This window comes from Krasilnikoviella flava (genome assembly GCF_900167525.1).
Lineage (GTDB): Bacteria > Actinomycetota > Actinomycetes > Actinomycetales > Cellulomonadaceae > Isoptericola > Isoptericola flavus.
Genome location: NZ_FUZQ01000005.1, coordinates 352,026 through 375,747, shown reverse-complemented (window position 1 = coordinate 375,747; position 23,722 = coordinate 352,026). Strand labels below are relative to the sequence as shown.

23 protein-coding genes and 1 riboswitch are annotated in these 23,722 nt (G+C 72.6%); of the genes, 16 read left to right on the top strand and 7 right to left on the bottom strand.

Annotated elements, in window-relative coordinates; genetic code table 11:
- Nucleotides 1-6: 6 nt before the first annotated feature.
- Complete coding sequence (locus tag B5Y66_RS15310; RefSeq protein ID WP_079575345.1) at nt 7-567, bottom strand: TetR/AcrR family transcriptional regulator; 561 nt, start codon at nt 565-567, stop codon at nt 7-9.
- Between the two features lie 197 nt (nt 568-764).
- On the opposite strand from B5Y66_RS15310, the gene B5Y66_RS15305 reads away from it, so the two are divergent.
- Nucleotides 765-2,594: a flavin-containing monooxygenase gene (locus tag B5Y66_RS15305; protein ID WP_079575344.1), complete on the top strand. Its 1,830-nt coding sequence runs from the start codon at nt 765-767 to the stop codon at nt 2,592-2,594.
- A 61-nt stretch (nt 2,595-2,655) separates the two neighbouring features.
- Nucleotides 2,656-2,832, top strand: a complete 177-nt coding sequence (locus tag B5Y66_RS22580) for a hypothetical protein (RefSeq protein ID WP_176168889.1) — start codon at nt 2,656-2,658, stop codon at nt 2,830-2,832.
- On the opposite strand, the gene B5Y66_RS15300 is transcribed toward B5Y66_RS22580, so the two are convergent.
- Both B5Y66_RS15300 and B5Y66_RS15295 read right to left on the bottom strand, forming a co-directional pair.
- Nucleotides 2,829-3,263, bottom strand: a complete 435-nt coding sequence (locus B5Y66_RS15300) for an MmcQ/YjbR family DNA-binding protein (RefSeq protein ID WP_079575343.1) — start codon at nt 3,261-3,263, stop codon at nt 2,829-2,831. The two genes, B5Y66_RS22580 and B5Y66_RS15300, sit on opposite strands and share 4 nt — an antisense overlap.
- Before the next feature lie 7 nt (nt 3,264-3,270).
- Complete coding sequence (locus B5Y66_RS15295; protein WP_176168888.1) at nt 3,271-4,053, bottom strand: GTP pyrophosphokinase; 783 nt, start codon at nt 4,051-4,053, stop codon at nt 3,271-3,273.
- A gap of 180 nt (nt 4,054-4,233) precedes the next feature.
- A riboswitch (SAM riboswitch) is annotated at nt 4,234-4,347 on the top strand.
- A 361-nt stretch (nt 4,348-4,708) separates the two neighbouring features.
- On the opposite strand from B5Y66_RS15295, the gene B5Y66_RS15290 reads away from it, so the two are divergent.
- The 11 genes from B5Y66_RS15290 to B5Y66_RS15240 all read left to right on the top strand — a co-directional run bounded on the left by B5Y66_RS15290 (nt 4,709) and on the right by B5Y66_RS15240 (nt 14,930).
- On the top strand, nt 4,709-5,965 hold the full coding sequence (locus B5Y66_RS15290; RefSeq protein ID WP_176168887.1) for an LLM class flavin-dependent oxidoreductase: 1,257 nt from the start codon (nt 4,709-4,711) through the stop codon (nt 5,963-5,965).
- A gap of 67 nt (nt 5,966-6,032) precedes the next feature.
- A complete protein-coding gene (locus B5Y66_RS15285; RefSeq protein ID WP_079575341.1) occupies nt 6,033-6,968 on the top strand; it encodes a DUF1684 domain-containing protein in 936 nt (311 codons plus the stop codon).
- Nucleotides 6,965-8,029, top strand: a complete 1,065-nt coding sequence (locus tag B5Y66_RS15280) for an amino acid ABC transporter permease (RefSeq protein WP_079575340.1) — start codon at nt 6,965-6,967, stop codon at nt 8,027-8,029. The genes B5Y66_RS15285 and B5Y66_RS15280 overlap by 4 nt, the downstream gene beginning before the upstream one ends.
- Nucleotides 8,026-8,823, top strand: a complete 798-nt coding sequence (locus B5Y66_RS15275) for an amino acid ABC transporter ATP-binding protein (protein WP_079575339.1) — start codon at nt 8,026-8,028, stop codon at nt 8,821-8,823. The genes B5Y66_RS15280 and B5Y66_RS15275 overlap by 4 nt, the downstream gene beginning before the upstream one ends.
- Nucleotides 8,824-8,883: 60 nt before the next feature.
- A complete protein-coding gene (locus tag B5Y66_RS15270; RefSeq protein ID WP_079575338.1) occupies nt 8,884-9,918 on the top strand; it encodes an ABC transporter substrate-binding protein in 1,035 nt (344 codons plus the stop codon).
- Between the two features lie 66 nt (nt 9,919-9,984).
- A complete protein-coding gene (locus B5Y66_RS15265) occupies nt 9,985-11,166 on the top strand; it encodes an LLM class flavin-dependent oxidoreductase (RefSeq protein WP_079575337.1) in 1,182 nt (393 codons plus the stop codon).
- 28 nt (nt 11,167-11,194) lie between these two features.
- Nucleotides 11,195-11,578, top strand: a complete 384-nt coding sequence (locus tag B5Y66_RS15260; RefSeq protein ID WP_079575336.1) for a rhodanese-like domain-containing protein — start codon at nt 11,195-11,197, stop codon at nt 11,576-11,578.
- 45 nt (nt 11,579-11,623) lie between these two features.
- Entirely contained in the window at nt 11,624-12,766 is a 1,143-nt protein-coding gene (locus B5Y66_RS15255; protein ID WP_079575335.1) for an LLM class flavin-dependent oxidoreductase, read from the top strand.
- The gene (locus B5Y66_RS15250; RefSeq protein ID WP_079575334.1) at nt 12,766-13,893 is read left to right on the top strand and encodes an LLM class flavin-dependent oxidoreductase; all 1,128 of its coding nucleotides are present in this window, start codon (nt 12,766-12,768) and stop codon (nt 13,891-13,893) included. The genes B5Y66_RS15255 and B5Y66_RS15250 overlap by 1 nt, the downstream gene beginning before the upstream one ends.
- 100 nt (nt 13,894-13,993) lie before the next feature.
- Nucleotides 13,994-14,428, top strand: a complete 435-nt coding sequence (locus tag B5Y66_RS15245) for a thioredoxin family protein (protein WP_079575333.1) — start codon at nt 13,994-13,996, stop codon at nt 14,426-14,428.
- Between the two features lie 31 nt (nt 14,429-14,459).
- Complete coding sequence (locus B5Y66_RS15240; RefSeq protein ID WP_079575332.1) at nt 14,460-14,930, top strand: DUF4395 domain-containing protein; 471 nt, start codon at nt 14,460-14,462, stop codon at nt 14,928-14,930.
- Nucleotides 14,931-14,982: 52 nt separating this feature from the next.
- Here the strand turns inward: B5Y66_RS15240 and B5Y66_RS15235 are convergent, their stop codons facing one another.
- Nucleotides 14,983-15,912 (bottom strand): NAD-dependent epimerase/dehydratase family protein, encoded by a 930-nt coding sequence (locus B5Y66_RS15235; protein ID WP_217700817.1) that lies wholly within the window; start codon nt 15,910-15,912, stop codon nt 14,983-14,985.
- Between the two features lie 280 nt (nt 15,913-16,192).
- On the opposite strand from B5Y66_RS15235, the gene B5Y66_RS15230 reads away from it, so the two are divergent.
- Nucleotides 16,193-17,497, top strand: coding sequence for a sensor histidine kinase (locus tag B5Y66_RS15230; RefSeq protein ID WP_176168886.1), 1,305 nt, complete (start codon nt 16,193-16,195; stop codon nt 17,495-17,497).
- The gene (locus B5Y66_RS15225; protein ID WP_079575329.1) at nt 17,494-18,153 is read left to right on the top strand and encodes a response regulator transcription factor; all 660 of its coding nucleotides are present in this window, start codon (nt 17,494-17,496) and stop codon (nt 18,151-18,153) included. The genes B5Y66_RS15230 and B5Y66_RS15225 overlap by 4 nt, the downstream gene beginning before the upstream one ends.
- Before the next feature lie 207 nt (nt 18,154-18,360).
- Here B5Y66_RS15225 and argS read toward each other — a convergent pair whose 3' ends face one another.
- On the bottom strand, nt 18,361-20,115 hold the full coding sequence (argS, locus tag B5Y66_RS15220) for an arginine--tRNA ligase (RefSeq protein WP_245807146.1): 1,755 nt from the start codon (nt 20,113-20,115) through the stop codon (nt 18,361-18,363).
- Nucleotides 20,116-20,413: 298 nt separating this feature from the next.
- On the opposite strand from argS, the gene B5Y66_RS15215 reads away from it, so the two are divergent.
- Complete coding sequence (locus B5Y66_RS15215) at nt 20,414-21,166, top strand: class I SAM-dependent methyltransferase (protein ID WP_079575327.1); 753 nt, start codon at nt 20,414-20,416, stop codon at nt 21,164-21,166.
- Nucleotides 21,167-21,355: 189 nt separating this feature from the next.
- On the opposite strand, the gene B5Y66_RS15210 is transcribed toward B5Y66_RS15215, so the two are convergent.
- Nucleotides 21,356-22,246 (bottom strand): GntR family transcriptional regulator, encoded by an 891-nt coding sequence (locus B5Y66_RS15210; protein WP_139820905.1) that lies wholly within the window; start codon nt 22,244-22,246, stop codon nt 21,356-21,358.
- A 51-nt stretch (nt 22,247-22,297) separates the two neighbouring features.
- Nucleotides 22,298-23,572: a carotenoid oxygenase family protein gene (locus B5Y66_RS15205; protein WP_079575325.1), complete on the bottom strand. Its 1,275-nt coding sequence runs from the start codon at nt 23,570-23,572 to the stop codon at nt 22,298-22,300.
- Nucleotides 23,573-23,722: the final 150 nt, after the last annotated feature.

The window sequence follows — 23,722 nt, the reverse complement described above, 5'->3', positions numbered from 1 at the left end:
GCGACCTCAGAGCCCCGGGGGAGCGGTCGTGAACAGTCCACGGTGCACGATCTCCCGCGCCTGCGTGCCCTCTGCCGATCCGCGGCCGTGCCGCTCCAGGGCGAGCGCGGACATCGCCATGGGCAGCGCGAGCATGAGGTGTTGTGTCGTCACGCCGGGGTGCACGACGCCGGCCGCGAGGCCGCGAGCGAGGAGCGGCTCGAACGCGGCCGCGGTGCGCCGCGCGAGGTCGCCCAGGGCCGGGGAGTCGCTGAGAGCGACCAGCGCGAAGGACGGTGAGGCGACCTGCACATCCAGCGCGTGGTGGAGCAGGGTGACCACGCCGGAGTCGGCGTCGACCAGCGCAGCGGCGCGCGACTCGAGATCGGCGACGTTCTGCTCGAGGACGGCCGACGCCAGAGCCTCCCGGCTCGCGAAGTGCCGGTGCAGCGTGGTGCGGCTGACGCCGGCCTCGGCGGCGACCGTCTCGAGCGGCGCGGCGGGGCCGTGGGTGGCGAAGACCTGGCGCGCGGCCACGAGGAGTCGGGCGCGGTTGCGTGCGGCGTCGCGCCGGGTCGGGTCGGCCATGGTGGCGAGCGTATCCATCGTGCGGGACACGCGGCGGGGGAGCTGCGGGTGAAAACGTACCTTGATGTACGTTTCATGGCGGCGTCGCTCGGAGGTCTCGGGGGCGCCGCCGCACACGGCGAAGGGGCCGGGCTCGTTCCCGCGTCCGCGCGCCGGTCGGTCCCGGCTCGTCCACCGTCCGACGAGAGGAACCCGCCATGCCCGACGCCCCGATCCTTCCTGCCGACGTCGTCCCGCCCGTCGACGTCGACGCACTGCGCGAGAGGTACCGCCACGAGCGTGCCCGTCGCCTGCGCCCCGACGGGGCGACGCAGTACCGGCGTGCCGCGGGGGAGTTCGGCTACTACGCGAAGGACCCGTACACGGAGCGGACGGAGCGCGAGCCGATGACCGACCGGGTGGAGGTGCTGGTCGTGGGCGGCGGCTTCGGCGGCCTGGTCACCGGGGCCCGGCTGCGCGAGGCGGGGTTCGGGTCGGTGCGGATGATGGACGAGGCCGGCGACTTCGGCGGCACCTGGTACTGGAACCGCTACCCGGGCATCCACTGCGACATCGAGTCGTACGTGTACATGCCGCTGCTGGAGGAGACCGGGTACGTGCCGCGGTGGCGCTACGCGCCCGGCGAGGAGATTCGGCAGCACGCGGTCCGGATCGCCGAGCAGTACGGGCTGTACCGGGACGCGGTCTTCCACACCCGCGTCACGGAGCTCGCGTGGGACCAGGGGGCGGCCGAGTGGCTCGTGCGCACCGACAGGGGGGACGCGATGCGTGCCCGGTACGTGGTCGTCTCCTCCGGCACCCTCACCCAGCCGAAGCTGCCGGGCATCCCGGGCATCGAGGACTTCCGTGGGCACACGTTCCACACCAGCCGCTGGGACTACGGCTACACCGGCGGCAGCGGCGACGGCGGGATGACCGGGCTCGCGGACAAGCGGGTCGCCGTGGTCGGCACGGGCGCGACCGGGCTGCAGGTGATCCCGCACGTGGCCCGCGACGCGGCGCACCTGTACGTCATGCAGCGCACCCCGTCGTCGGTGGACGTGCGTGACAACCGGCCCACCGACCCGCAGTGGGCCGCCTCGCTCGCGCCCGGGTGGCAGCGCGAGCGGATGGAGAACTTCCTCGCGATCCTCTCGGGCGAGGACGTCGCGGAGGACCTCACCCGCGACGGCTGGACGTCCACGGCGCGCCTGCAGCGGCAGATGATCACCGGCGCCGTCGACGAGTCGCTGGACCCGGCGGAGCGGGAGCACCTCGACGAGCTCGCGGACCTCACGAAGATGGAGGAGATCCGTGCCCGCGTGGCGCGGCTCGTCGCGGATCCGGCCACGGCCGCCGCGCTCCAGCCCTGGTACCGGTACATGTGCAAGCGCCCCGGGTTCTCCGACCAGTACCTCCAGGCCTTCAACCGCCCCGACGTCACCTTGGTGGACACCGCCGACCACGGCGGCGTCACCCGGATGACCGAGACGGCCGTCGTCGTGGGGGAGGCGGCGTACGAGGTGGACTGCGTCGTCTTCGCGACCGGGTTCGAGGTCGGGGTCTCCGGCGTGGTCTCGGGCACGATGCCGGTGCACGGACGCGGCGGGCAGGCGCTGCTCGAGGCGTGGGGCCGCGGGCCGCGCACCCTGCACGGGTTCATCTCTCACGGCTTCCCGAACCTGTTCCACCTCGGGGCGATGCAGAACGCCAACTCCGTGAACTTCGTGCACATCCTCACCGAGCAGGCCGAGCACATCGCGGCGATCCTCGCGCAGGCACGCAAGACGGGCGCCCGGTACGTCGAGCCGACGCGCGAGGCGGAGCAGGCCTGGTGCGACACGATCCTCGAGGTCGCGGTCGACAACTCGACCTTCCTCGCCGAGTGCACCCCCGGCTACTACAACGGCGAAGGCACGCGCCGCGCGACCCCGACGTCGTACAGCCCTGGCCCGGTCGCGTTCCACCGCCTCCTCGCCGAGTGGCGCGAGGGCGACATGAGCGACGTCCTGGTGCCGTCCGGCGGCGGGGCAGAGGTGCCCGCGTGAGCCGCGGGGTCCCTCGGCTGCTCACCGGGGTCGCCGTCGTCCCCGTCCTCGCCCTGGCCGGATGCGCGTCGGCGCCGACCGTGCCCTCGTGGACGTCACCGCGCCCGCGGGCGGGCCGAAGGTCGTGGCCATCGACCTCGACGCCGCGGACGTGAGCACAGTGTTCACCGACGACCGCAGCGCGTTCACCTCGGTCCAGCTCAGCCCTGTCGACGCGCGGCTCTACCTCACCGACTAGGCGTCCGGGGGCGCCGCGGGCCGGCCCGCCAGCACGTCCTGGATGCCGGTGCGGAGCCGTTCGGTGTCGTCGAGGTCGACCGGGCGCAGGCGCCGGGGGAGCGAGGCGACCACGAGCGCGTACGCGTCGAGCACCAGCTCCTCGACGAGCTCCGGCGTGATGCCGGCGCCCGCGGACACCGAGATCCAGTGCCGCTTGTTCATGTGGTATCCGACGCTGACGTGCTGGTGCTCCTGGCGCAGGGCCACGCCGTCCTCGGGCGCGCACTTGAGGGTGACCAGCGGGGTGCCGGTGACGTCGGTGGTCATGCAGAACACCTTGCCCTGGACCTTGAACACGTCGTGCTCGGGGCCGAACGGCCAGGTGCGGGTGGTGCCGGGCAGGGCGAGCGCGACGGCGGCGGCGAGGTCCTGGTGCTCCGTGGGTCCCATGGTCGCGTCAGCTCTCGCGCGTCGTGCGGAGCACGTCCCCCTCGGCCTTGGCGGCCGTCCAGAAGTTCCGGAGCATCTCCTCGGGGGTGAGCAGCGAGTCCCGCTGCTCGGCCGGCTCCGCCTCGCCGGCGATGGCCTTGACCTCGTCATGGATGCGTTCCATGGAGCTGTCGAGCGACGCGGCCACGTCGGCCGCGAGCTTGAGAGAGTCCGTGAGGTGGCGCGGCACGTCGCGCGCGTACTTGTAGTAGATCTTGTGCTCGAGGCTCGCCCAGAAGTCCATGGCGATGGTGCGCAGCTGGATCTCGACGACGACGTGCTCGACCCGGTCGGAGAGGTACACGGGCACCTGGACGATGAGGTGCAGGGACTTGTACCCGTTCGGCTTGGGGTGGGCGATGTAGTCGCGCTCCTCCAGGACGGTGAGGTCGGCCTGGTTGGTCAGCATGTCCCGCACCTTGTAGAGGTCCGAGACGAAGCTGCAGGTGACGCGGACGCCCGCGACGTCGAACATCTGCTGGCGCACGCCGTCGGGCGTGAGCGGGATGCCCTTGCGACGGCACTTCGCCACGATCGACTCGAGCGACTTGAGGCGCGAGCCCACGTGCTCCACCGGGTTGTAGTTCTGCATGAGCCGGAATTCGTCGCGCAGGATCGAGATCTTCGTCATGACCTCGTCGATCCCGAACTTGTACGTCAGCACGAGCCGGCGCAGCTGGTCCACCAGCTCCCGGATCTCGGCGACCTCGGGGGTGTGGTGCTCGGGTCCGTGCCCTGCGGTCTGGCTCACGACGTCCACGGTAGACGGGATTCGCCATGACCTCGAAATCCGATAAACCCCATCGGATCTGTTCGGTATTCGAGACGGTGCCGGAGAACCGTTGACACCCCCTGTCCCGGCACCTACGTTCCTGCGCACCGGGTCAGGTGGCCGCGGCGCCGCGAGGCGGTGCGACCGCACGACCCGGTCGGTCATGAGCTCCGACGCGAAGCCCCGGCTCGTCGGACGGCAACCCCCAGCGCGGGTGGGTGCCCCGGGTGAGGACCAGGCCCGCCGTCGCCGACGGCGCGGCAACACGCGACCCCCGCCTCGGCGGGGACCAGGAGAGGACGAGCATGCACCGCGACGCGATCACGATGCGCCCCCTGTCGTCCCGGGCGCCGCACGTGCCGGGCCTGCCGCGGACGTCGAGCGCGTCGAGCATGCGGACCCCGACCGCGCGGACGTGGTGTCGACGCCGCTGACCGCGGCCTGACCGTCCGCCGCCCCCGCGGCGGCCGGACCGCCTGACGGCCCGGCACCCACCGGGTCCCGGCCGCACACGGCCCCGCCCGCCCTTCTCGGCGGGCCTTCCTCCCCTGTCCTCCCGGCAGCGGCGCGCGCCCGCGGGTCCTCGACCCGCGCCCCGAGCGCGCCCGTCCGCCGTGCCCCGATCGGAGTCGACGTGCCGCACCTCCTGCCCACCGCCCCGTCCCCCCTCGTCCTCGGCGTCGACCTCACGGCCGCCGGTGCCCGGCCCGGAGTACACCGGGCACGCGGCATCGTGCAGCCGCGGTCCTTCGACGCCGAGCGGTTCGTCCAGCTCGTCCGCAAGGCCGACGACGGCGGCCTCGACCTCGTCACCCTCGACGAGGGGTTCCTGCTGCACCCCGGCCGGCGCCAGGTGACGGGCCGGCTCGACGCCGCCGTCGCCGCCGCCCGCGTGGCCCCGCACACGAAGCGGGCCGGGCTCGTCGCCGCCGTCGACACCGCGCACGTGGACCCGGCGCACGTCGCCCAGGCGATCGTCCGCGTCGACCAGACGAGCGCGGGTCGGGCGGGTTGGCAGGTCGGCCTCCCCACCGGCGCCGTCGTGCAGGACGACGCCTGGGCCGCGCAGGCCGGCGACGTCGTCGCTCAGGTCGTGCGGCACTGGGACGGGCGTGCGACGGGGGAGGCGGCCGGGGGCGTCGCCGTCGACGGCGAGGGACGCTTCCGCGTGGACCACGACGGCATCCGGTTCGCGGTACGCCGCCACCGCCCCGCCGAGGGGCCGGCCGCCGACGGCCAGGCACCCGACGGAACGGGAGGCGCCCGTCCGCGGCAGGTCCGCCCGCCCGTCGTCGTCTCCGTCCGGAGCGAGGCGGCGCTCGACCTCGCCGCCCGGACGGCGGACGTCGCGCGGGTGGCCGCCACCGCGCCGGCCCGTGCGATCCGGTGGCGCACCCGGTTGCGCGACGCTGCCGAGGCGGCGGGCCGCGACCCCGACTCGCTGCGGGTGCTCACGGAGGCGTACGTCGTGCTGGCCGAGGACCGCGCCAGTGCGCAGGCGCGGCTGGAGCTCGTCGAGGCGCTCGAGGGACCCGAGACCTCCGGCGGCCTGCTGGTGGTGGCCGGGACGCCGGACGACCTCGCGGAGACGATCGTCGACTGGCGCGACGCCGGCGCGTCGGACGGTTTCCTGCTGCGCCCCTCGTCGCTCGGTCCGGACCTCGACGCCCTTGTCGACGGCGTGCTCCCGCGGCTCGTGCGGGACGGCGTGCGGGCGGTGGCCGCCCCCGCGCCGCGCACGCTCCGCACGACGCTCGGGCTGCCGGACGCCGAGCGCCCCGTGGCCCGAGCCGCCGAGCGTGCCAGCGAGGTCGTCGGCGAACCCGCCCCCGCTCGCCCCCGGTCCCGCGCTCGCGCGGGCCACGCCGCCGACCGGCTCGTGCGCGCGTGAGGCAGCCGTCTCGCGCCGACGTCGCGTACCCCCACCCCGCCCGCCCTCTCGTGACCGGAGGCCCCCGATGACCGTCACCGACGCACCGAAAGCACGCGCCGCCGATCCCGCGGCGGGCCGGCACCACGACCGCCGCCCCGACCCCGCCGCCGACCGGCGCGCGCGCCGACACGCCGACCGCGAGCAGGAGCTCGCCCTGCCGCACGGCTGGCTCAGCCTCGCCGGCTTCCACTGGCTCCCGTCGCGCCCGGAGCCCCTCCCTGGCGTCCCCGGGCTGTGGCTGGCCGACGACGCCGGAGCCCACCTGCGGCCGGGGGAGACGAAGGGCCCGCTGGTGCAAGGGCCGGCCGTCGTCGACGGCGCGTACGACGGCGACGTCCCCGAGGGCGGAAGCGTCGTGCTGGGCACCTTCCTGCCGGCCGGGCGCGAGCCCGTCGACCACGAGGCCGGCCAGCCCGGTGTGGCGGCCGGGGGCACGGCCGGCGAGACGGCCGCGGTGGCGATCGAGCTGGTGCGGCGCACGGGCCGCCTGGCGATCCGGCTGCGCGACCCGCACGCCCGCGCCCGCCTCGACTTCGCCGGCGTGCCGGTCTTCGACCACGACCCGTCGTGGGAGCTCCAGGTGCCCGTCCGGCTGTACGCCGCGCCGCAGGACGTCGTGGTCGGCGCCGCCCGCCCGGGCCTGGTCCACCGGCTGCAGGCGGTCGGCGAGCTCGACCTGACCAGGGGCGACCGGACCGTGACCCTCGTCCTGACCGGCGGCCCGGGCGGCGCCCCGACGCTGCTGTTCAGCGACGAGGCCGGCGGCGTCGCGCCCTGGCGGGTGGTGCGACCCGGGCTCCCGGACGGGCTCGCCCCCGGCGCCGCGGGCGTCGCGCGGCTCGACCTCAACGACGCCGTCAACCTGCCGTACGCGTTCAGCGACCACGGCACCTGCCCAGCCCCGCCGCCGGGCAACCACGTGCCGGTCGCCGTCGCGGCGGGCGAGAGGTCGCCCCGATGACCGCCGTCACCACCCCGGGGACCCGGGGCGAGGCGGCAGCGACGCCGCCGCCGGACGCCTCGCCCACCCCGTACTCGCACCTGCGCATCGTCCCCGCGCGCCACCCCGGCCGATGGGTCGCGACCGCCTGCGTCGCCGTGCTCGTGGCCATGGTCGTCAGCTCGCTGCTCACCAACGACCGGTGGGAGTGGGACGTCGTCGCGCAGTACCTCACCTGGCCCTCGATCCTCTCCGGGGCGTGGGCGACGATCCGCCTCACCGCCGCGGCCTCGGTCGTGGGCTTCGCGCTGGGCACCGTGCTGGCACTCATGCGGTTGTCGCGCTCGCCGCTGCTGGTCGGGGTGTCGTGGGCGTACACGTGGGTGTTCCGCTCCGTGCCCCTGCTGCTGCAGCTGCTGCTCTGGTACAACCTCGCCTACCTGTACCCGCACCTGAGCCTCGGCGTCCCCTTCGGCCCCGAGTTCCTCTGGTTCGACACCCTCGGTGTCATCGACAAGTTCGGCGCCGCCATCCTGGGCCTGGGGCTCTCGCAGGCCGCGTACTCCGCCGAGATCGTGCGCGCCGGCATCCTCAGCGTCGACCAGGGGCAGCAGGAGGCGGCCGCGTCGCTCGGCATCCCGCGCCGCCGCCAGGTGACCCGCATCGTGCTGCCGCAGGCGATGCGCTCGATCGTGCCGACGGCGGTCAACGAGGTGATCGGCCTGCTCAAGGGCACCTCGATCGTGTACGTGCTGGCGTACGGCGAGCTGTTCTACATCGCGTCCGTCATCTACGGCCGCAACGGCAAGGTGGTGCCCCTGCTGATCGTCGCGGCGATCTGGTACCTGGTCCTCACCACGCTGATCACGATCGTCCAGTACTACGTCGAGCGGCACTACGCGAAGGGTGCCGTGCGCACCCTGCCGCCCACGCCGCTGCAGCGGCTGCGCTGGTCGTCCGCCGTGACCCGCGCACGCCTCACCGGCCGACCCGTGCCCCCGCACGTGCCGCCGGCGTTCGCCGCCCGCGCCCGGGTCGGCGTCCTCACCCGCACCGCACGCACCTCGGGAGGCCCCGCATGACCACCAGAGCACCGCACCGTGCGGCCGGCCGCGTCGAGGTGCACGGCGTGCACAAGAGCTTCGGCACGCTCGAGGTGCTGCGGGACGTGGATCTCACCTTCGAGCCCGGCACCGTCACGGTCGTCCTCGGGCCGTCGGGATCGGGCAAGTCCACGCTGCTGCGCGCGATCAACCACCTCGAGAAGGTCGACGCCGGGTTCGTCACGGTGGACGGCGACCTCGTGGGCTACCGCCGCTGCCGCGGACGCCGGGGCGACGTGCTGCAGGAGCTGAAGGAGCGGGAGATCCTCGGCCAGCGCACCCGGATCGGGTTCGTCTTCCAGGGGTTCAACCTGTTCCCGCACCTCACGGCGCTCGAGAACGTCGTCGAGGCGCCGCTGTCCGCGCAGCGCCGCTCGCGCGCCGAGGTCGAGGCCGAGGCGCGCGAGCTGCTCGCCCGGGTCGGCCTGGCCGACAAGGCGGACGCGCGGCCTCGCCAGCTCTCCGGCGGGCAGCAGCAGCGCGTGGCGATCGCCCGCGCGCTGGCGCTGCGGCCCCGGGTGCTCCTCTTCGACGAGCCCACCTCCGCCCTCGACCCCGAGCTCGTGGGCGAGGTCCTCGAGGTCATCAAGGACGTCGCGAGCACCGGCACCACGCTCGTCGTCGTCACCCACGAGATCGGCTTCGCCCGCGAGGTCGCCGACTCGGTCGTCTTCATGGACGACGGCGTCGTCGTCGAGCAGGGGCCGCCCGCCCAGGTGCTCGACCACCCGCGCCACGAACGCACACGCGCCTTCCTCGACCGGGTCCTCTGACCCTCGACGTTCCCCGCCCCTCGCCCCGCCGCCCCGGCCGCACCCACCCAGGAGACACCCGTGACCGCACCGACCCGTCGAGCCCGCGCGCTCGCCCTGCTCGCCACCCTCCCGCTGCTCGCCCTCACGGCCTGCGCCGGCGTGAGCACGTCGGCCCCCGAGGCCGCCGGCACTGCCGACGGCGCCGAAGCCCCGGCCGGCACCAGCTCCGAGGGCGCGGCCGCCGCCGGGCTGGAGGTCAGCACCAGCCCGGACCAGGACCGGGTCCGGTCCACCGAGTCGGCCGAGGCCGTCGGCCTGCTGCCCGAGGCCTTCGCGGACAAGGACGACTTCGTCGTCGCCGTCAGCGCCGGCGCGGCGCCGCCCCTCGGCTTCTTCGCCGACGACGACAAGACGCCCATCGGCAACGAGACCGACATCGCGCAGCTCGTCGCCGACGGCCTGGGCAAGGACCTCCGCCTCGAGGTCAAGGCCTGGGCCGACTGGCCCCTGGCCCTGCAGTCCGGCGACGTCGACGCCGTCATCTCCAACGTCACCGTGACCGAGGAGCGCAAGGAGACCATCGACTTCTCCTCCTATCGCAACGACGAGCTGGGCTGGCTGACCAAGGCCGGCTCCGACGTGCCGGAGATCGCCGAGCGGAAGGACGTCGCGGGCCTGCGGGTCGGCGTCGGCTCGGGCACCAACCAGGAGAAGATCCTGCTCGAGTGGAACGACCAGAACGTCGCCGAAGGGCTGGAGCCCATCGCGGGCGGGCAGCCGGAGTACTACGAGCAGCTCTCCGACGTGCTGCTCGCCCTGAAGTCCGGACGGCTCGACGTCTACGTCGGCCCCAACGCCTCCCTCGCGTACCAGGCCAAGATCGCGCCGGACGAGCTCGCCGTCGTCGGCACCCTCAACGGGGGCTGGCCCGACACCGCGCAGATCGCCGTCGCGACCAAGAAGGGCGACGACCTCGCCCCCGCCGTCACCGCCGCGCTGCAGCAGGCGTTCGACGACGGCACCTACGCCCAGGTCCTCGAGCGCTGGGGCCTGGAGACCGAGGCGGTCGAGAAGCCCGAGACGAACCCGCCGGGCCTGCCCAAGACCGAGTGACGGCATCGAGCCCGTCCGCGACCCCACCACGCACGACCCCGCGCCGCCCGCGACCAGGAGACCACCATGACCGACCCCACCCGGGTGCCCCTGTCCGTCCTCGACCTCGCGCTCGTGCCCGAGGGACGCACGGGTGCGCAGGCGGTGCGTGACGCCGTCGACCTCGCCGTGGACCTCGACCGGCTCGGCTACCGCCGGGTCTGGTACGCCGAGCACCACCTGTCACCCGGCGTCTCGTCGGCCTCGCCCGCGGTGCTCGCGGCCGCCGTCGCCGCCCGCACGGAGCGGATCCGCGTGGGGTCGGGCGCCGTGCTGCTGAGCACGACCAGCCCGCTCGTCGCGGCCGAGCAGTTCGGCACCGTCGCCGCCCTGCACCCGGGGCGGGTGGACCTCGGCCTGGGTCGCGCCTTCTCGCCGCCGAAGGGCGGCGGGACGCGCCCGGGCCCGGCCGGGCCGGCGGCGAGCGGGCCGCGCGTCGTCGACGGGCTGTACGTGCCGCCGGCCCCGCCGACCGCGGGGGACTCGGCGCTGCGGGAGCGGGCGCTGGCCCAGGCCGCGGTGGTGGGCGCCTCGCGCACCCCCGCGAGCTTCCGCGCCGAGGTCGAGCTCGTGCTCGGCCTGCGGGCGGGGACGTACGCCGACGACGGCGGTCGCCGGTACGTGTCCCCGCCCGTCCAGGACGCGGCGTTCGACCTGTGGGTGCTCGCGTCCTCCGGCGGCGAGAGCGCCCGCGTGGCCGGGGAGCTCGGCCTGCCCCTGGCGGCGAACTACCACGTGAGCCCGTCGAACACCCTCGACACGGTGGCCGCGTACCGGGCGGCGTTCCGTCCGGGGGTGCTCGCGGAGCCGTACGTGGTGGTGTCCGCCGACGTGCTCGTGGCCGACACGACCGAGCGCGCCCGCGAGCTCGCGGCGCCGTTCGCCGACTGGGTGCTGTCCATCCGCCGCGGGGTGGACGGCGCGATCGCCTACCCGCGCCCTGCGGACGCCACGCCCTGGGCGGAGCGCCCCGAGGCCGAGCGTGCCGTGGTCGCCGACCGGGTCGACACGCGCGTCGTCGGCGACCCGGCGACCGTCGTGGAGCGCCTGGAGACCCTGTCGCGCGTCACCGGTGCCGACGAGCTGCTCGTCACCACCGCCACCCATGACCCCGCCGACCGGCAGCGGTCGTTCGCGCTGCTCGCCCAGGCGTGGGGCGCGACCGAGGGTGCGGCGCCGCGCGTGCCCGCCCTGGCCACGTCGCGCTGATCCCGCACCGACATCAGAGGAGAACCCCATGACCACATCAGAGACCGCCACGCCCGGAACGACGCCGCCGCAGGACGCGCGCGCGGCCGGCGCGCGGGTCGAGGGCGGCGCCCTGCTGATCGACGTGCGCTCGGCCGGGGGCCGCGCGGCCACCGGCGAGATCCCGGGGGCGACGCTCGCCGACCGGGACGACCTGGACGCCCTCTTCGGTCCGGCCGGTGCGCCCGCCATCTCCCTCGACACCCCGGTCGTCGTGGTGTGCGGGTCGGTGAACGGTTCGGGGCCGGTCGCCGCCGAGCTCGCCGCCCGCGGCTACACCGACGTCACGCACGTCGACGGCGGGTTCCCCGCCTGGCGCGACGCCGGGCTGCCGGCGACCGCCCCGACGGACGGGCCCGCCGCCGGAGCCTGACCTGCCCGGCACCGCCCTCAGCCTCACCACGACGAAGGAGACCCCATGCCCGTCGAGTTCCTCGGTATCGCCACCACGAACGACGCCTCCGAGACGTCGGCCCGCAGCACCGCCGCGTTCGATCCCGCCTACCTGGAGCGCATCGTGCGCGCCCACGAGGACAACGGCTGGACGCGCGTCCTGTTCGCCTACGGGTCGTCCGGTCCCGAGCCGGCCGCGCTCGCCGCGTACACCGCGGCCCGGCTGCAGAGCATCGAGCTGCTGCTGGCGCACCGGCCCAACGTCTCGTACCCGACCTACGCGGCCAAGACGTTCGCGACGCTCGACCAGCTCTCGGGCGGACGCCTCTCGGTGCACTTCATCACCGGCGGCAACGACCACGAGCAGGGGCGGGAGGGAGACACCCTCACCAAGGACGGGCGGTACGCCCGCACCCACGAGTACATCCGGATCGTCAAGCAGGCGTGGACCAGCCCGGAGGCGTTCGACCACCACGGGCAGTTCTACGACTTCGACGACTTCGTGCTCGACGCGAAGCCGTTCGAGGGGCACGTGCCCACGGTCTCGTTCGGCGGGTCCTCGGACGCGGCGTTCCGGGTCGGCGCGGCGGAGGCCGACATCTACGCCGTCTGGGGAGAGCCGCTGGACCGCACCCGGGAGCAGATCGACCGCGTGCACGCCGAGGCCGCGGCCGCCGGCCGCGCGACGCCGCCGCGCATCCACGCCGCGTTCCGCCCGATCGTCGCGCCCACGCAGGAGCTGGCCTGGGAGAAGGCGCACCGGGTGCTCGACCGCATCGAGGCCCGCAAGGCGGCGCTCGGTGGGCAGCTCTCGCGCCGGCATCCCATCGACAAGCCCGAGAACGCCGGCTCGCAGCGGCTTCTCGAGATCGCCGCGGCCGGCGACCGGTACGACACCGCGCTGTGGACCGCGACGGCGAAGGCCACCGGCGGGGCCGGCAACTCGAACGCGCTCGTCGGCACGCCCGAGCAGGTCGCCGAGGCGCTGCTGGCTTACTACGACCTCGGCGTGCGGGTCATCTCCGCGCGCGGCTACGACCTGCTCGACGACGCGGTCGACTTCGGCCGTTACGTCATCCCGCTGGTGCGCGAGGGCGTGGCCGCGCGCGACCGCGCTGCTGCCGAGGCCGCGACGTCGGGCGCCGGGACCGAGGAGCGCGTGGCCTGATGCGCTTCCAGCTGCTCGACATCGTCTTCAACCCGCCGCACCCCGTCACCGGGGCGGCGGTGCCCCCGGCGGACCGCCTCGAGCGCGTCGTCGAGCACGCGGTGCTGGCCGAGGAGCTCGGGTTCGACTCGTTCGCGGTGGGGGAGCGGCACGCCGGCGACGTGCTGTCGTCCGCGCCGACCGTCATCCTCGGGGCGGTCGCGGCCCGGACGCACCGCATCCTGCTGTCCACGGGCGTGACCGTGCTGTCCCTGCTCGACCCGATCCGGGTGGCCGAGGACCTGGCGACCGTCGACCAGCTCTCCCGAGGGCGGCTGGAGATCGTCATCGGCAAGGGCAACGAGGAGCTGCAGTACCCGCTGCTCGGGCTCGACATCACCCAGCAGTACGAGTACCTCGAGGAGAACTACGAGCTGTTGCGCCTGCTGCTCTCCACCGAGGACGTCACGTGGAGCGGGCGCCACCGGCACGGGCTCGAGCACGCCACCACCCTGCCGCGCCCGTACGCGGGAGCGTTCCGCATCTGGCACGGGTCGGCGACCAGCGAGTTCGCCGTCGACCTGGCCGCCCGCTGGGGCGACCCGATCGTGAGCGCCAACGCGCTGCAGCCGCGGGAGAACTACGGCCGACTGATCGACCGGTACCGCGAGCGCCACGCGGCCGGCGGGCACGACCCGGCGTACGGGTTCGTCGGTGCGGGCTCCGGCGGGCTGTTCCTCGCCGACACCACCGAGCAGGCGATCGAGCAGTACCGCCCGCTGTACGAGGGGCAGGTCGCGCGGCTGCGGTCCCGGGGCTACGACCCGGCCACGCACGTCGGCAAGGCCCTGGCGTTCGAGACGATCGAGGACGCCGTCGAGCGCGGCCCGGCGCTCGTCGGCTCGCCCGAGCGGGTCGCCGAGAAGATCCTCGACTACCACGGGTCCTTCGGGCACGTGCTGCAGTCGGTCTCGGTGAACCACCTGCTCGCCCCGACGCACCAGGAGGACGTGCTGCGGCGGTTCGCCGCCGAGGTGGCGCCCGTGGTGCGCGCCGAGGTCACGACCGACCTGTGGGGCCCTCGCGACGCGCGCCGGGCGGCAGGGTTCACCGCCGTCGAGCACGGCGCGGCGGCTTTGGTGGCTTGAGCCCGGCGGCGATGTCCGGCATGCGGGCACCCCGTCGACCGGATGGTGGGCGGCGAGGAGAATGGCGGCGGACCGACGCCCGACCGCGACAGGGGGAGCCATGACCGACCAGTCGACCCGGCTCGTCGTCCTGGGCGCGCTCGTCCTCGTCACCGTGGTGCTCGGGGCGCTCTGGCGGGCCCGTCAGGGCCGCGTCCGCGTGGCGCCGGCCCGGCGCGACCTGGCCGTGGACTGGGCGGCGCGAGGCATCGGCCTGGGGGATCGCGCCACCTTCGTGCAGCTCTCCGCCGAGGTGTGCGCCCCGTGCCGCGCCACGGCCCGCGTGCTGCGCGGGCTCGCCGAGCGCGAATCCGGCGTGGTGCACCACGAGCTCGACGTCGAGGAGCACCTGGACCTCGTCCGCGAGCTCGGCGTGCTCAAGACCCCGACCGTGCTCGTGCTCGATGCCGCGGGGGCGCAGGCCGCCCGCAGCAGCGGGGGCATGTCGCCCGCGCAGGCGCGCCAGGCCCTGGACGCCACCGTCCCTGCTGGTTGAGCCTGTCGAAACCCGTCCCTGAGGAGAACTGATGACCTCCGAGCGCCCCGCCACGCAGGCCCCCGCCACGCAGGCGCCGGCCGGCATCGACCCGCGCGGCCCGCGGGTGGGAGCGGGCATCACGGCCCTGCTGCTCGCCGTCGTCGTGCTGCTCGGCGCGTCACCGGCCGGGCTCGTGCTGCTGGCCGTCGTGGCCGCCGGGTTCCTGCTGGGCGCCGTGCGCGGGGCACAGGGCACCGTGCAGGGCTGGCTGTTCCGGACGCTGGTGCGCCCCCGGCTCTCGCCGCCCGTCGAGCTCGAGGACCCGCGCCCGCCGCGGTTCGCCCAGGTCGTCGGTCTGGTCGTGACCGGCGCCGGCGTCTTCCTCGGCCTCGCGGGGGTCCTCTCCGCCGTGCCGTGGGCCGCGGGGATCGCCTTCGTGGCCGCCGGCCTCAACGCCGTCGTCGGCCTCTGCCTCGGTTGCGAGCTGTACCTGCTGGGCCTGCGCTTGCGCCGAGGGTGAGCTCTCCTCGTGCCGACGGGGAGCGCAGGTCGCGCGGACACGCCGCCGCGGCTCAGTGCTCCGGTTGCCGGTGCCAGTAGTGCCGAGGGCTCCAGTCGAGCAGGTGCTGCACGGGACCGGTGTCGAGCAGAGGGGCGTACGAGCCTCCTTCTCGAACGGCCTCGGCGAGTAGCGGTACGTCCGGAACCACCATGCCGAGAAGCTCCCGGGTCGTGAACCTCGACGAGCTGATGTCGGGGCCGTTGACGAGGAACCTGTGATGCCCGCGCACTCGGGGTGCGACGAGAGCACGATAGATACACGTGGCGAGGTCGCGGACGTCGATGAAGGCTCCGTACTCCCAGAACGGGAGGTACTCGGACTCCGGGTGCTCGTTGCGGACGGCTCGGATGTGCGCGGCGATGTCGGCGTCGACGACACCGGGCGGGCGCAGGCAGAGAGTCGGTGTGCCGGTCGTCGCGGTGAACGCCGCGCAGAGCTCCTCAGCCGCCAGCTTCGAGTGTGCGTACGCTCCGCGGGGATCGACCGGGTGGTCGTCGTCGAGCGGCAGGTAGGCGGGGAGACCTTGGCCCGTGAAGCATCCAAGGACGTCGATGCTGCTGAGGAGCACGAATCGATCGATGCGTGAGCGCTCGGCTTCTCTGAGGAGCACGGCGGTGCCCCGGACGTTGGTCTCCGTCACCGCGGCCGGCCCACCGGTCGAGCGGGGGTCGATGGCACCGGGGTTGTCGACAGCATCGTCGAGAGCTGCGAGGTGCACGACGAAGTGAGCGCCGCTGACCGCCTCCCGTACGGTGCCCGAGTCCCTGACGTCCTGGCCGTCGGCCAGATCGAGGCCGCGCACCTCCATGCCTCCGGCTTCGAGTGTGCGGACGACCTCCTGACCGATCATGCCGCGATGACCGGTGACGACGACGGTGGTGGAGCGTTCTGGTTCCTGGCGCACTTGACCATGGAAGTACATGCGCCGCTTCGTGACCACGCAATACACCGTGGCCCGGCGCTACCCACACGAAGGTGGTGCGTTGGCGGGGTGTGGTCGCCGTCAGTCTGCAGGTCGATTACGGGATGTCGGAGCTCTAGATGTACTCGGCGCTCAGACTCCCGCAACCCCGTTCTGGGCCGAGCGACGACACGCTACGACCACGCGACGAGTCCGCGCGGCGGAACGAGTCGTATATGACTTCCCCCTCGGGCGAGGGATGCGATGTCCCTCTCAGGGCGGTGGTGACGGGTGGTAGCGACCGGCCATGATCCTCCCCATGAGCACGACGATCACTCCCGTCCGGCCGCTGAGTCTCCCGAAGAGCGGCGTCCCCTCCGCGATACTCGCTGGCTTGCTCGGGCTCTTCCTTCTCGCCTCCCCCATGTGGCTGCCGACCCCGTCGTACGCGGACTACGAGGCCGAGGCGAGCAGCAACATCACGCCGTACCTGCTCGACACCAGCTGGTGGGAAAGCGGGGACCTGCAGTGGTTCCTCGCGTGGGCGGCCGGCCTGAGCTGTGTGGCTGCCGTACTTGTCGGCCGCCGCCGGCCCGTCCTCGCGACCGTTCTTGCGGTGTGGCCGTTCGTGACCATCCCTCTTGTGGGGACCTTCGTCTGGGGCTGGTGGCTTGGCCTGCTCATGGTCACATGCCTCGTGCTCCAGGATTCGTGGCGACGAGCTGCCGTGCCGCTCGTGGCTACGACGGCCACCGCCTGGCTCTACGCGCTCAGCGGTGTGCCTGCGTCGCTGCCGATCGGCCCCGTCTACGCCGGAGCCTACGGCGGAGGAGAAGCCCTCCAGGCAGGGCTCATCTACACGGTGGCCATCGCACTCGTGGTCACGGCGGCCCTCGTCGTCCGGCTGGCCCTCGCTTCTCGACGACGCGATCGGGCTGCCGCCGCCGCAGAACGGCGCGCGATCGAGGTGGAGTCGGTCGCGGTCGAGCGTGCGCGTCTGGCGCGCGACCTGCATGACGTCGTCGCGCACCACGTTTCCCTGGTGGCTGTCCGTGCCGAGTCCGCTCCCTACACCTACCCCGGCATGAACGACGACGCGCGCGGGGTGCTCGGCGAGATCGCCGACGACGCTCGCGCCGCACTCAGCGAGTTGCGCCAGGTCCTCACGGTCCTGCAGCGAACCGACGGAAGCGCTCGAGCTCCACAGCCGACGGCTTGCGACATCGCGGACCTGGTCGCGCAGGCACAGGCCGCGGGCCAGGACGTCACGTTGTCCGGCGAGTGCGAGGGCATCCCCGACGCTCAGGGGTACGTCCTCTACCGCGCAGCCCAGGAAGCCCTGACCAATTCCCGCCGGCACGCTCCCGGTGTCCCCACACGCATGGTCATCGCGAACGTCGCCGACGTCGCCGGTCTGCGCGTCACGAACCCGACAAGCCACGCCCGCGTGATCGAGCCGGGACGTGGGCTCCACGGAATGCGAGAGCGGGTGGAGGCGCTCGGTGGAGCGGTGACCGTGGAGGTGGAGGACTCGACGTTCGTCCTCGTCGTCACCCTCCCGGTCGCCGACGATGGCCGGCTCAGGGCGTCGACGCCGGGGCCGGACGCGGAGGGCGAGGCGTGATTCGCGTCGTCGTCGCCGACGACCAGCCCGTGGTCCTCCACGGCTTTACCTCGATCATCGGCTCGGCGCCGGACCTCGAGGTCGTCGGAACGGCTCGCGACGGTTCCGACCTGCTCCGCATTGTCGGCCAAGCCGCACCAGACGTCGCCGTGGTCGACATCCGCATGCCGGTGCTCGACGGCATCGCGGCGACCGCACGGATCGCGACCGAACACCCGGCCACACGAGTCCTGATCCTCACGACCTTCGACCTTGACGAGTACGTGTACGACGCGCTCCACGCCGGCGCCGGCGGCTTCCTCCTCAAAGACGTGACCGGAGAGCGCCTCATCGAGGGTGTGCGCATGGTTGCCGACGGGTCGATGCTCCTGGGCCCCAAGGTCACGCGACGACTCGTCGACGACTTCGCATCACGGCACACGACGAATCGGCCCATTCCACGCCTCGGCACGCTCACGCCCCGAGAGAGTGACGTCCTGCTCGCTGTCGCGCGCGGGCTCTCCAACATCGAGATCGCGGACGCACTGTTCATTGGCGAGCAGACCGTGAAGTCGCATGTTTCCGAGATCCTTCGGAAGTTGGCGTGCCGCGACCGCGTCCAGCTCGTGATCACAGCCTACGAATCTGGCCTCGTGGGACGAGCCACGAACCGGTGAGCTGGCACCGGGACCGCTACCAACTTGGGTTTCGAACCTCCAGAACCGATTCTGACGCGCTTCAGAATCGGTGGCGGTCTCAAACCACCATCGGATCTGACGCGCCGATCTTGGGAGTTGGGGCACGACGGATCTGGCCGACACCGGCAGGCGTCGAGCGCTGACCGCCGGCGCCAACGGACTGCGACGACGCCGGCGGTCTGCCAGCTACATTCGCTCAGGCGCCGGGATCCCCAGCAGATCAAGACCAACGGCGAGCGTGCGCTCGGTGAGGGCACACAACGCCAACCGGTTGGAGCGCGTCGCGCCCTCGGCCTTCACCACTGGGCAGGCGTCGTAGAACCGGGTGAACGCGGTTGCCAGGTCGTAGAGGTAGCCACACAGGCGGTGCGGCTCGAGGGTGTCTGTCACGTCGCGCAGGGCCTGCTCGAAGCCGTCGAGGATCAGTCCGAGCGCCCGTTCCGCGGGGTGCAGCGGGAGGGTCTCGTCGACGCGGATCTCCGCGTCAGATCCCGCCACCGCAGAGTCGCCGGTCGCCCTTCGCAAGATCGAGCACACCCGAGCGTGCGCGTACTGCAGGTAGACGCCTGTGTTCCCCGTCGTGGCGACCATCTGGTCGACGTCGAACACGTAGTCCTTCGTTCGGGTGTTGTTGAGGTCGGCGTACTTGACCGCTGCGACCCCAGCGGCGCGCACGACCGAGTCGACCTCGGACTGAGTGAAGCCGTGCTCACGTTCTTGGAGGATGCCTCGCACGGCCGTCTCGGCGTCGTCGAGAAGGTCGGCGAGGCGGACCGTCTTCCCGGCACGAGTCTTGAACGGGCGCCCGTCGGTGCCGAGAACGGTACCGAACTGGACATGCTCGGCGTGCACTTTCACGGGTAGCCAACCGGCTCGGCGAGCGACGTTGAACACCATGCGGAAATGCAGCGCCTGTCGAGTATCGACGACATAGAGGATGCGATCGGCTCGGTACTCGTCGACACGGAGGCGGATCGTGGCGAGGTCGGTGGCGGCATAGCCGTAGCCCCCGTCCTTCTTCCGGATGATCAGGGGTGTCGGTGCCCCGTCCGGTCCGTTGACGTCGTCGGTGAAGGCGACAACGGCGCCGTCGGACTCGCTGGCGATCCCGGCAGCGAGCAGTTCATCGACGACCCCTGGCAGGGAGCGGTTGTAGCGAGACTCGCCGTCGAAGTCGCCATCGTCGAGCAGGATCCCGAGGCGGGCGTAGACCGCCTCGAACGCCTTCTCTGACTCGGCGACCAGGTCACGCCAGGTCGCGACCGTCCGGTCGTCGCCCGCCTGCAGGGCGATGACACGGGCACGCGACCGATCCGCGAACGCCGCATCGGCCTCGAACTCCGTGCGGGCGACCTTGTAGAGCGAGTCCAGAGCCGACATCGTCTCGACTCCCTGGCCCTGCCAGTCCACCTCGGGGTGCTCGTCGAGGTACCGGATCAGCATCCCGAACTGCGTGCCCCAGTCGCCGATGTGATTCTGGCGAGTTACGTCAGAACCAAGATGGTCGAACACGCGAACCAACGCGTCACCGATCACGGAGCTTCGCAGATGCCCGACGTGCATCTGCTTGGCCACATTCGGCGCGGAGTAGTCCACGACGACACGCTCACCCGATCGCGGCGAGCTGACACCGAGCCGATCGTCCGTGGCCCGGCACGCTACGGCGCGCCATACGACATCGTCAGCCACAGTCAGGTTGACAAAGCCCGGCCCTGAGACCTCCGCTCCGTACCGAGGCAGCCCCACGATCAGGTCTTGAGCGATGCTGCGGGGGGATCTACCGACGTCCTTGGCGACCGCGAGTGCACCGTTGGCCTGGAAATCGGCGTGGTCGGATCGTCGGACCACCGGGTCGGCGTCGGCCAACTCGGCCGGCAGCACCTGGGTCAGGGCGGCGCGGACGGCCACCTCTACCTGGTCCTTGATCGCGACGCTGGTCACACGAATACCCTTCATGGCGGAGACGGATGCGCCCGCCTGACGCGGGCACGACAAGTCTACGGACCGGCGCGTACCCGCGGCCGAGGGTCTTGAACATCCAGAACCCGGTTCTGGCGTGGCGCCGAAATCGGTGGGTCTTGCGCAGGCGTTCCAGGCCGTGGCAGTTCAGAGCACCTGTCTTGATCGTGGAGTCCAAGGTTCGGTCGCTGTTGGTGGCATTGACCACCTGTCGCTGCCATCGGACGGAGAAGCGCACGGCGGTTGAGAGTGTTCCGGAGTGGTCCAGTAGGTTCAGCGGATGAGCAGCGACGATCGATCGCGCACCGACCGTGACCGTTGGGACGCGGTCGCCGGTTCGTACGTCGCACTCGTAGGAGGCGAAGCAGACTCGTTCTTTCGACGCCTTGCTCCGGTTCTCGACGAGGAGCTTGGCGACCCCGCTGGCATGGATGTCTGGGACCTCGGGTGTGGGCACGGCTGGCTGGCCGGGATTCTTGCCGACGCCGGGGCTCGTGTCACCGGTGTCGACGGCAGTGTTGAACTGATCGATGCCGCGCGACGCACCTACCCCGACGTCGAGTTCGACGTCCGTGACCTCGCCACCGAAGTTCCAGTCGAGCCGGACGCCTACGACGCAGTGGTCTGCCACATGGTCTTGATGGATCTTCCTGCCCTGGATCCAGTGGTGGCAGCGGTAGCGCGGGGCCTCCGGCCGGGCGGTCGGTTCATCTTCACCGTCCTGCACCCTGCCTTCTTCCATCAGGAGCCTTCGCCCAGCGGCAGTCCACCACCGTGGTCACGCAGCGTCGCCGGTTACCTCGAACCGGCGGAGTGGTGGATCGAGACGTTCGGTGGTCACCGTCACTATCACCGCCCGCTCGAGCAGTACGTGGACGCGCTCTTCCGTCATGGGTTGCTCGTCCGGCGACTCGTCGAGCCGTCCACGCTCCCGAACCACGAACGACCCGAAGAGCAGTGGAGTGACTATGAGCGGTGGTTCGCCACGATTCCAACCATGCTGGCAGTCTCAGCCGTCAAGCCTGCAACGTGAGACCGCGCACGGCGGCTCACGAACCACTTCTCGCCGTGTGCACGGCCGGCCTCTCTCGAAACATCCAGAACCCGATTCTGGCGCGTGCCGGAACCTGTCGGTTCTAGAGCAGCCACGTGCACGGACGGGCCCACCCGGCCCAGCCCTCCATCGGTCGAGGGCCGCTCAGGTTGACCAGCCGGAGATCGCTCAGCCCAGGTCGCGTCTCGACGCCTCACGGGGCGTGAGCAGCAGGGTCAGGCCGTCGAGCAGGCGCTCGAGCCCGAAGGCGTACAGGGACTCGAGATCGAGGTCCGTGCCGGGCGGCGTCACCCGGGCGACCAGCGGGCCGTCGACCGCGGTCCGCGCGACGGTCCACTGGCGGCTGGTCATCCCGGTGTCCAGCTCGGCGACCGCCTCGGACTCGATGTTCACCGCCGTGCCGCGCACGTAGTTGACCAGCGTCCCGTACACGTGCAGCCGGGTGGTCGGGTCCAGGTCGAGGCCGTCGAGCGCACGCAGGGTCCACACGCCGTACTCCAGTAACCCGGGCAGGGTCGCGGGCCGCACGATGGAGACCAGGCGCGGCAACCAGGGGTGGCGCTGATACGTCTCCCACTGGAGGTTGGCGGCCACCCGCAGGTGGGAACGCCAGCCCGGTGGGGGGTCGGGGTAGGTGATCTCGGCGAACGCGGCGTCCGCGACGAGCTGGGTGAGCTCCGCCTTGGCATCGAGATGCCGGTAGAGGGTCATCGTCGCGACGCCGAGCTCGGCCGCGACCGCCCGCATGGAGAGCGCGGGCAGGCCGGCGGCGTCGGCGATCTTCATCGCCGCCCGGACGATCTCGTCGCGCTCGAGCCCTCCCGCCGAGCGTGACGGCAGCCGCCGGGCGGCGACCACCGCGCCGACCCGGGGGACCGCCTCGATCACGCCCGACTGTCGGAGCGTGGTGAGGGCCTTGGTGGCGGTCGACATCGCGACGCCCCACTCGTGCATGATCGCCCGGGTCGTGGGGACGCGGTCGCCGGGCCGGAGGTCTCCCTCGGCGATGCGCCGCTCGACGGCGGCGACGATCCGGAGGTATCGCGGCGCCTCGCTCACGGCGTCATGCTGCCACGGCACCGTGCTGCCACGGCACCGTGCTGCCACGCCTCAGCGGTCCGGGAGCCAGCTGCCGTGCAGGCCGAGCGGGACCCGGGCCGGCAGGTGGACACGGGCGACGGGCGCGCCGGTGAAGTCCTGGGCGGCGAGGATCACCAGGTCGCTGGCGTTCCGCGACGGGTTGTGGACGTAGGTCAGCAGGTAGCCGTGGTCCTCATCCACACCGTCCTCGCCGGCCCCGGCCGCGGCGAACACGGCCTCACCGACCGCCTCGTCCCGGCCGAACCGGTGCACCTCGGCCGTCCCGCGCTGGAGGTCGTGCTTGACGAGGGCGTTGCTGAACGTGTCGTCGCCCGGTGCCCCCGCGGGCTCGAACGGCACCCCGTAGAGGGCGGTCGCCGCCGAGTAGCCGAAACGGTAGGGGAGGGTCAGACGCGACTCGTTCACGCGCGGGAAGTCCTGCGGCCGGTCGTCCACGCGCTGCTGGTGGATCGAGCCCGCCCCGATCGTCCAGCGGTCCAGCGCCGGGCGGATCGCACCGGGCGCGGCGGGGTCGAACGGGCCGTCGGTGGTGATCACGTCGACCACGACCGAGTCGCCGTCGTCGTAGGCGTTCAGCGTGTGGCTGACGTGCACCGGGTCGACGTCGTGCCAGCGCACCTCACCGCCGGCCCGGGGCATGACGCCCACCCGCGTCGGGTGGTCCGGCAGCCAGCGGCACTCGAAGCCGTCGAAGCCGAGCGGGGTGTCCCAGAGCACGACGTGGTTCTCGGTGAGCGCGAAGTCGTGCATGAACGGCGTGCGGGTCATCGGGATCGTGGTGGTGCCGGTGACCGTGCCACCGGCGTCGGTCACGATGTGCTGCACGACGTCGCGGCCCGGCATGTACGACAGGGAGTGCAGCTCCCCGGTGCGCGGGTCGTGCTTGGAGTGCGCCCCCGCCATGAAGCCCTCCGGGGTGGCGCCGAGGTCGCACGACCCCAGGGTGTTCAGCTCGTCGTCCAGCTCCGCGGGCGGGAGGCCGCCCTCCGCCAGCGCGAAGGTGCGCTGCGCGTGCTCGATCACGTGCACCATGGGCGCGAACCCCGACGTCCGGACGAAGCGGTTGCGGTACCACTCGGCCCGGCCCTCGCGCAGCCGCACCCCGTGCACCATGCCCTGGCCCATGCCCCAGATGTGCACGGCGGGGTCCTCCACGCCCAGGGCGTTGGGCCCGTTGCGCAGGTAGCGGCCGTTCAGCTCGGCGGGGATCCGACCGGTGACCGGCAGGCCGTAGGCGGTGATCTCTTCGGTGACGGGCTCGAACGGCCCTTCCAGGTATCGCATGCGATGACCGTATGGACGCGCGCCGCTGACCTGTGCGGATATGGGGAGATTCGGCCCCTGTGCACTAGTGCAGCCACCCGTCCGCGGGCCGGCCCGCCTGGCTCGACGCGGCCCGTCCGTGATGTGAGACGTCCTTCCCTTTCCTTGACT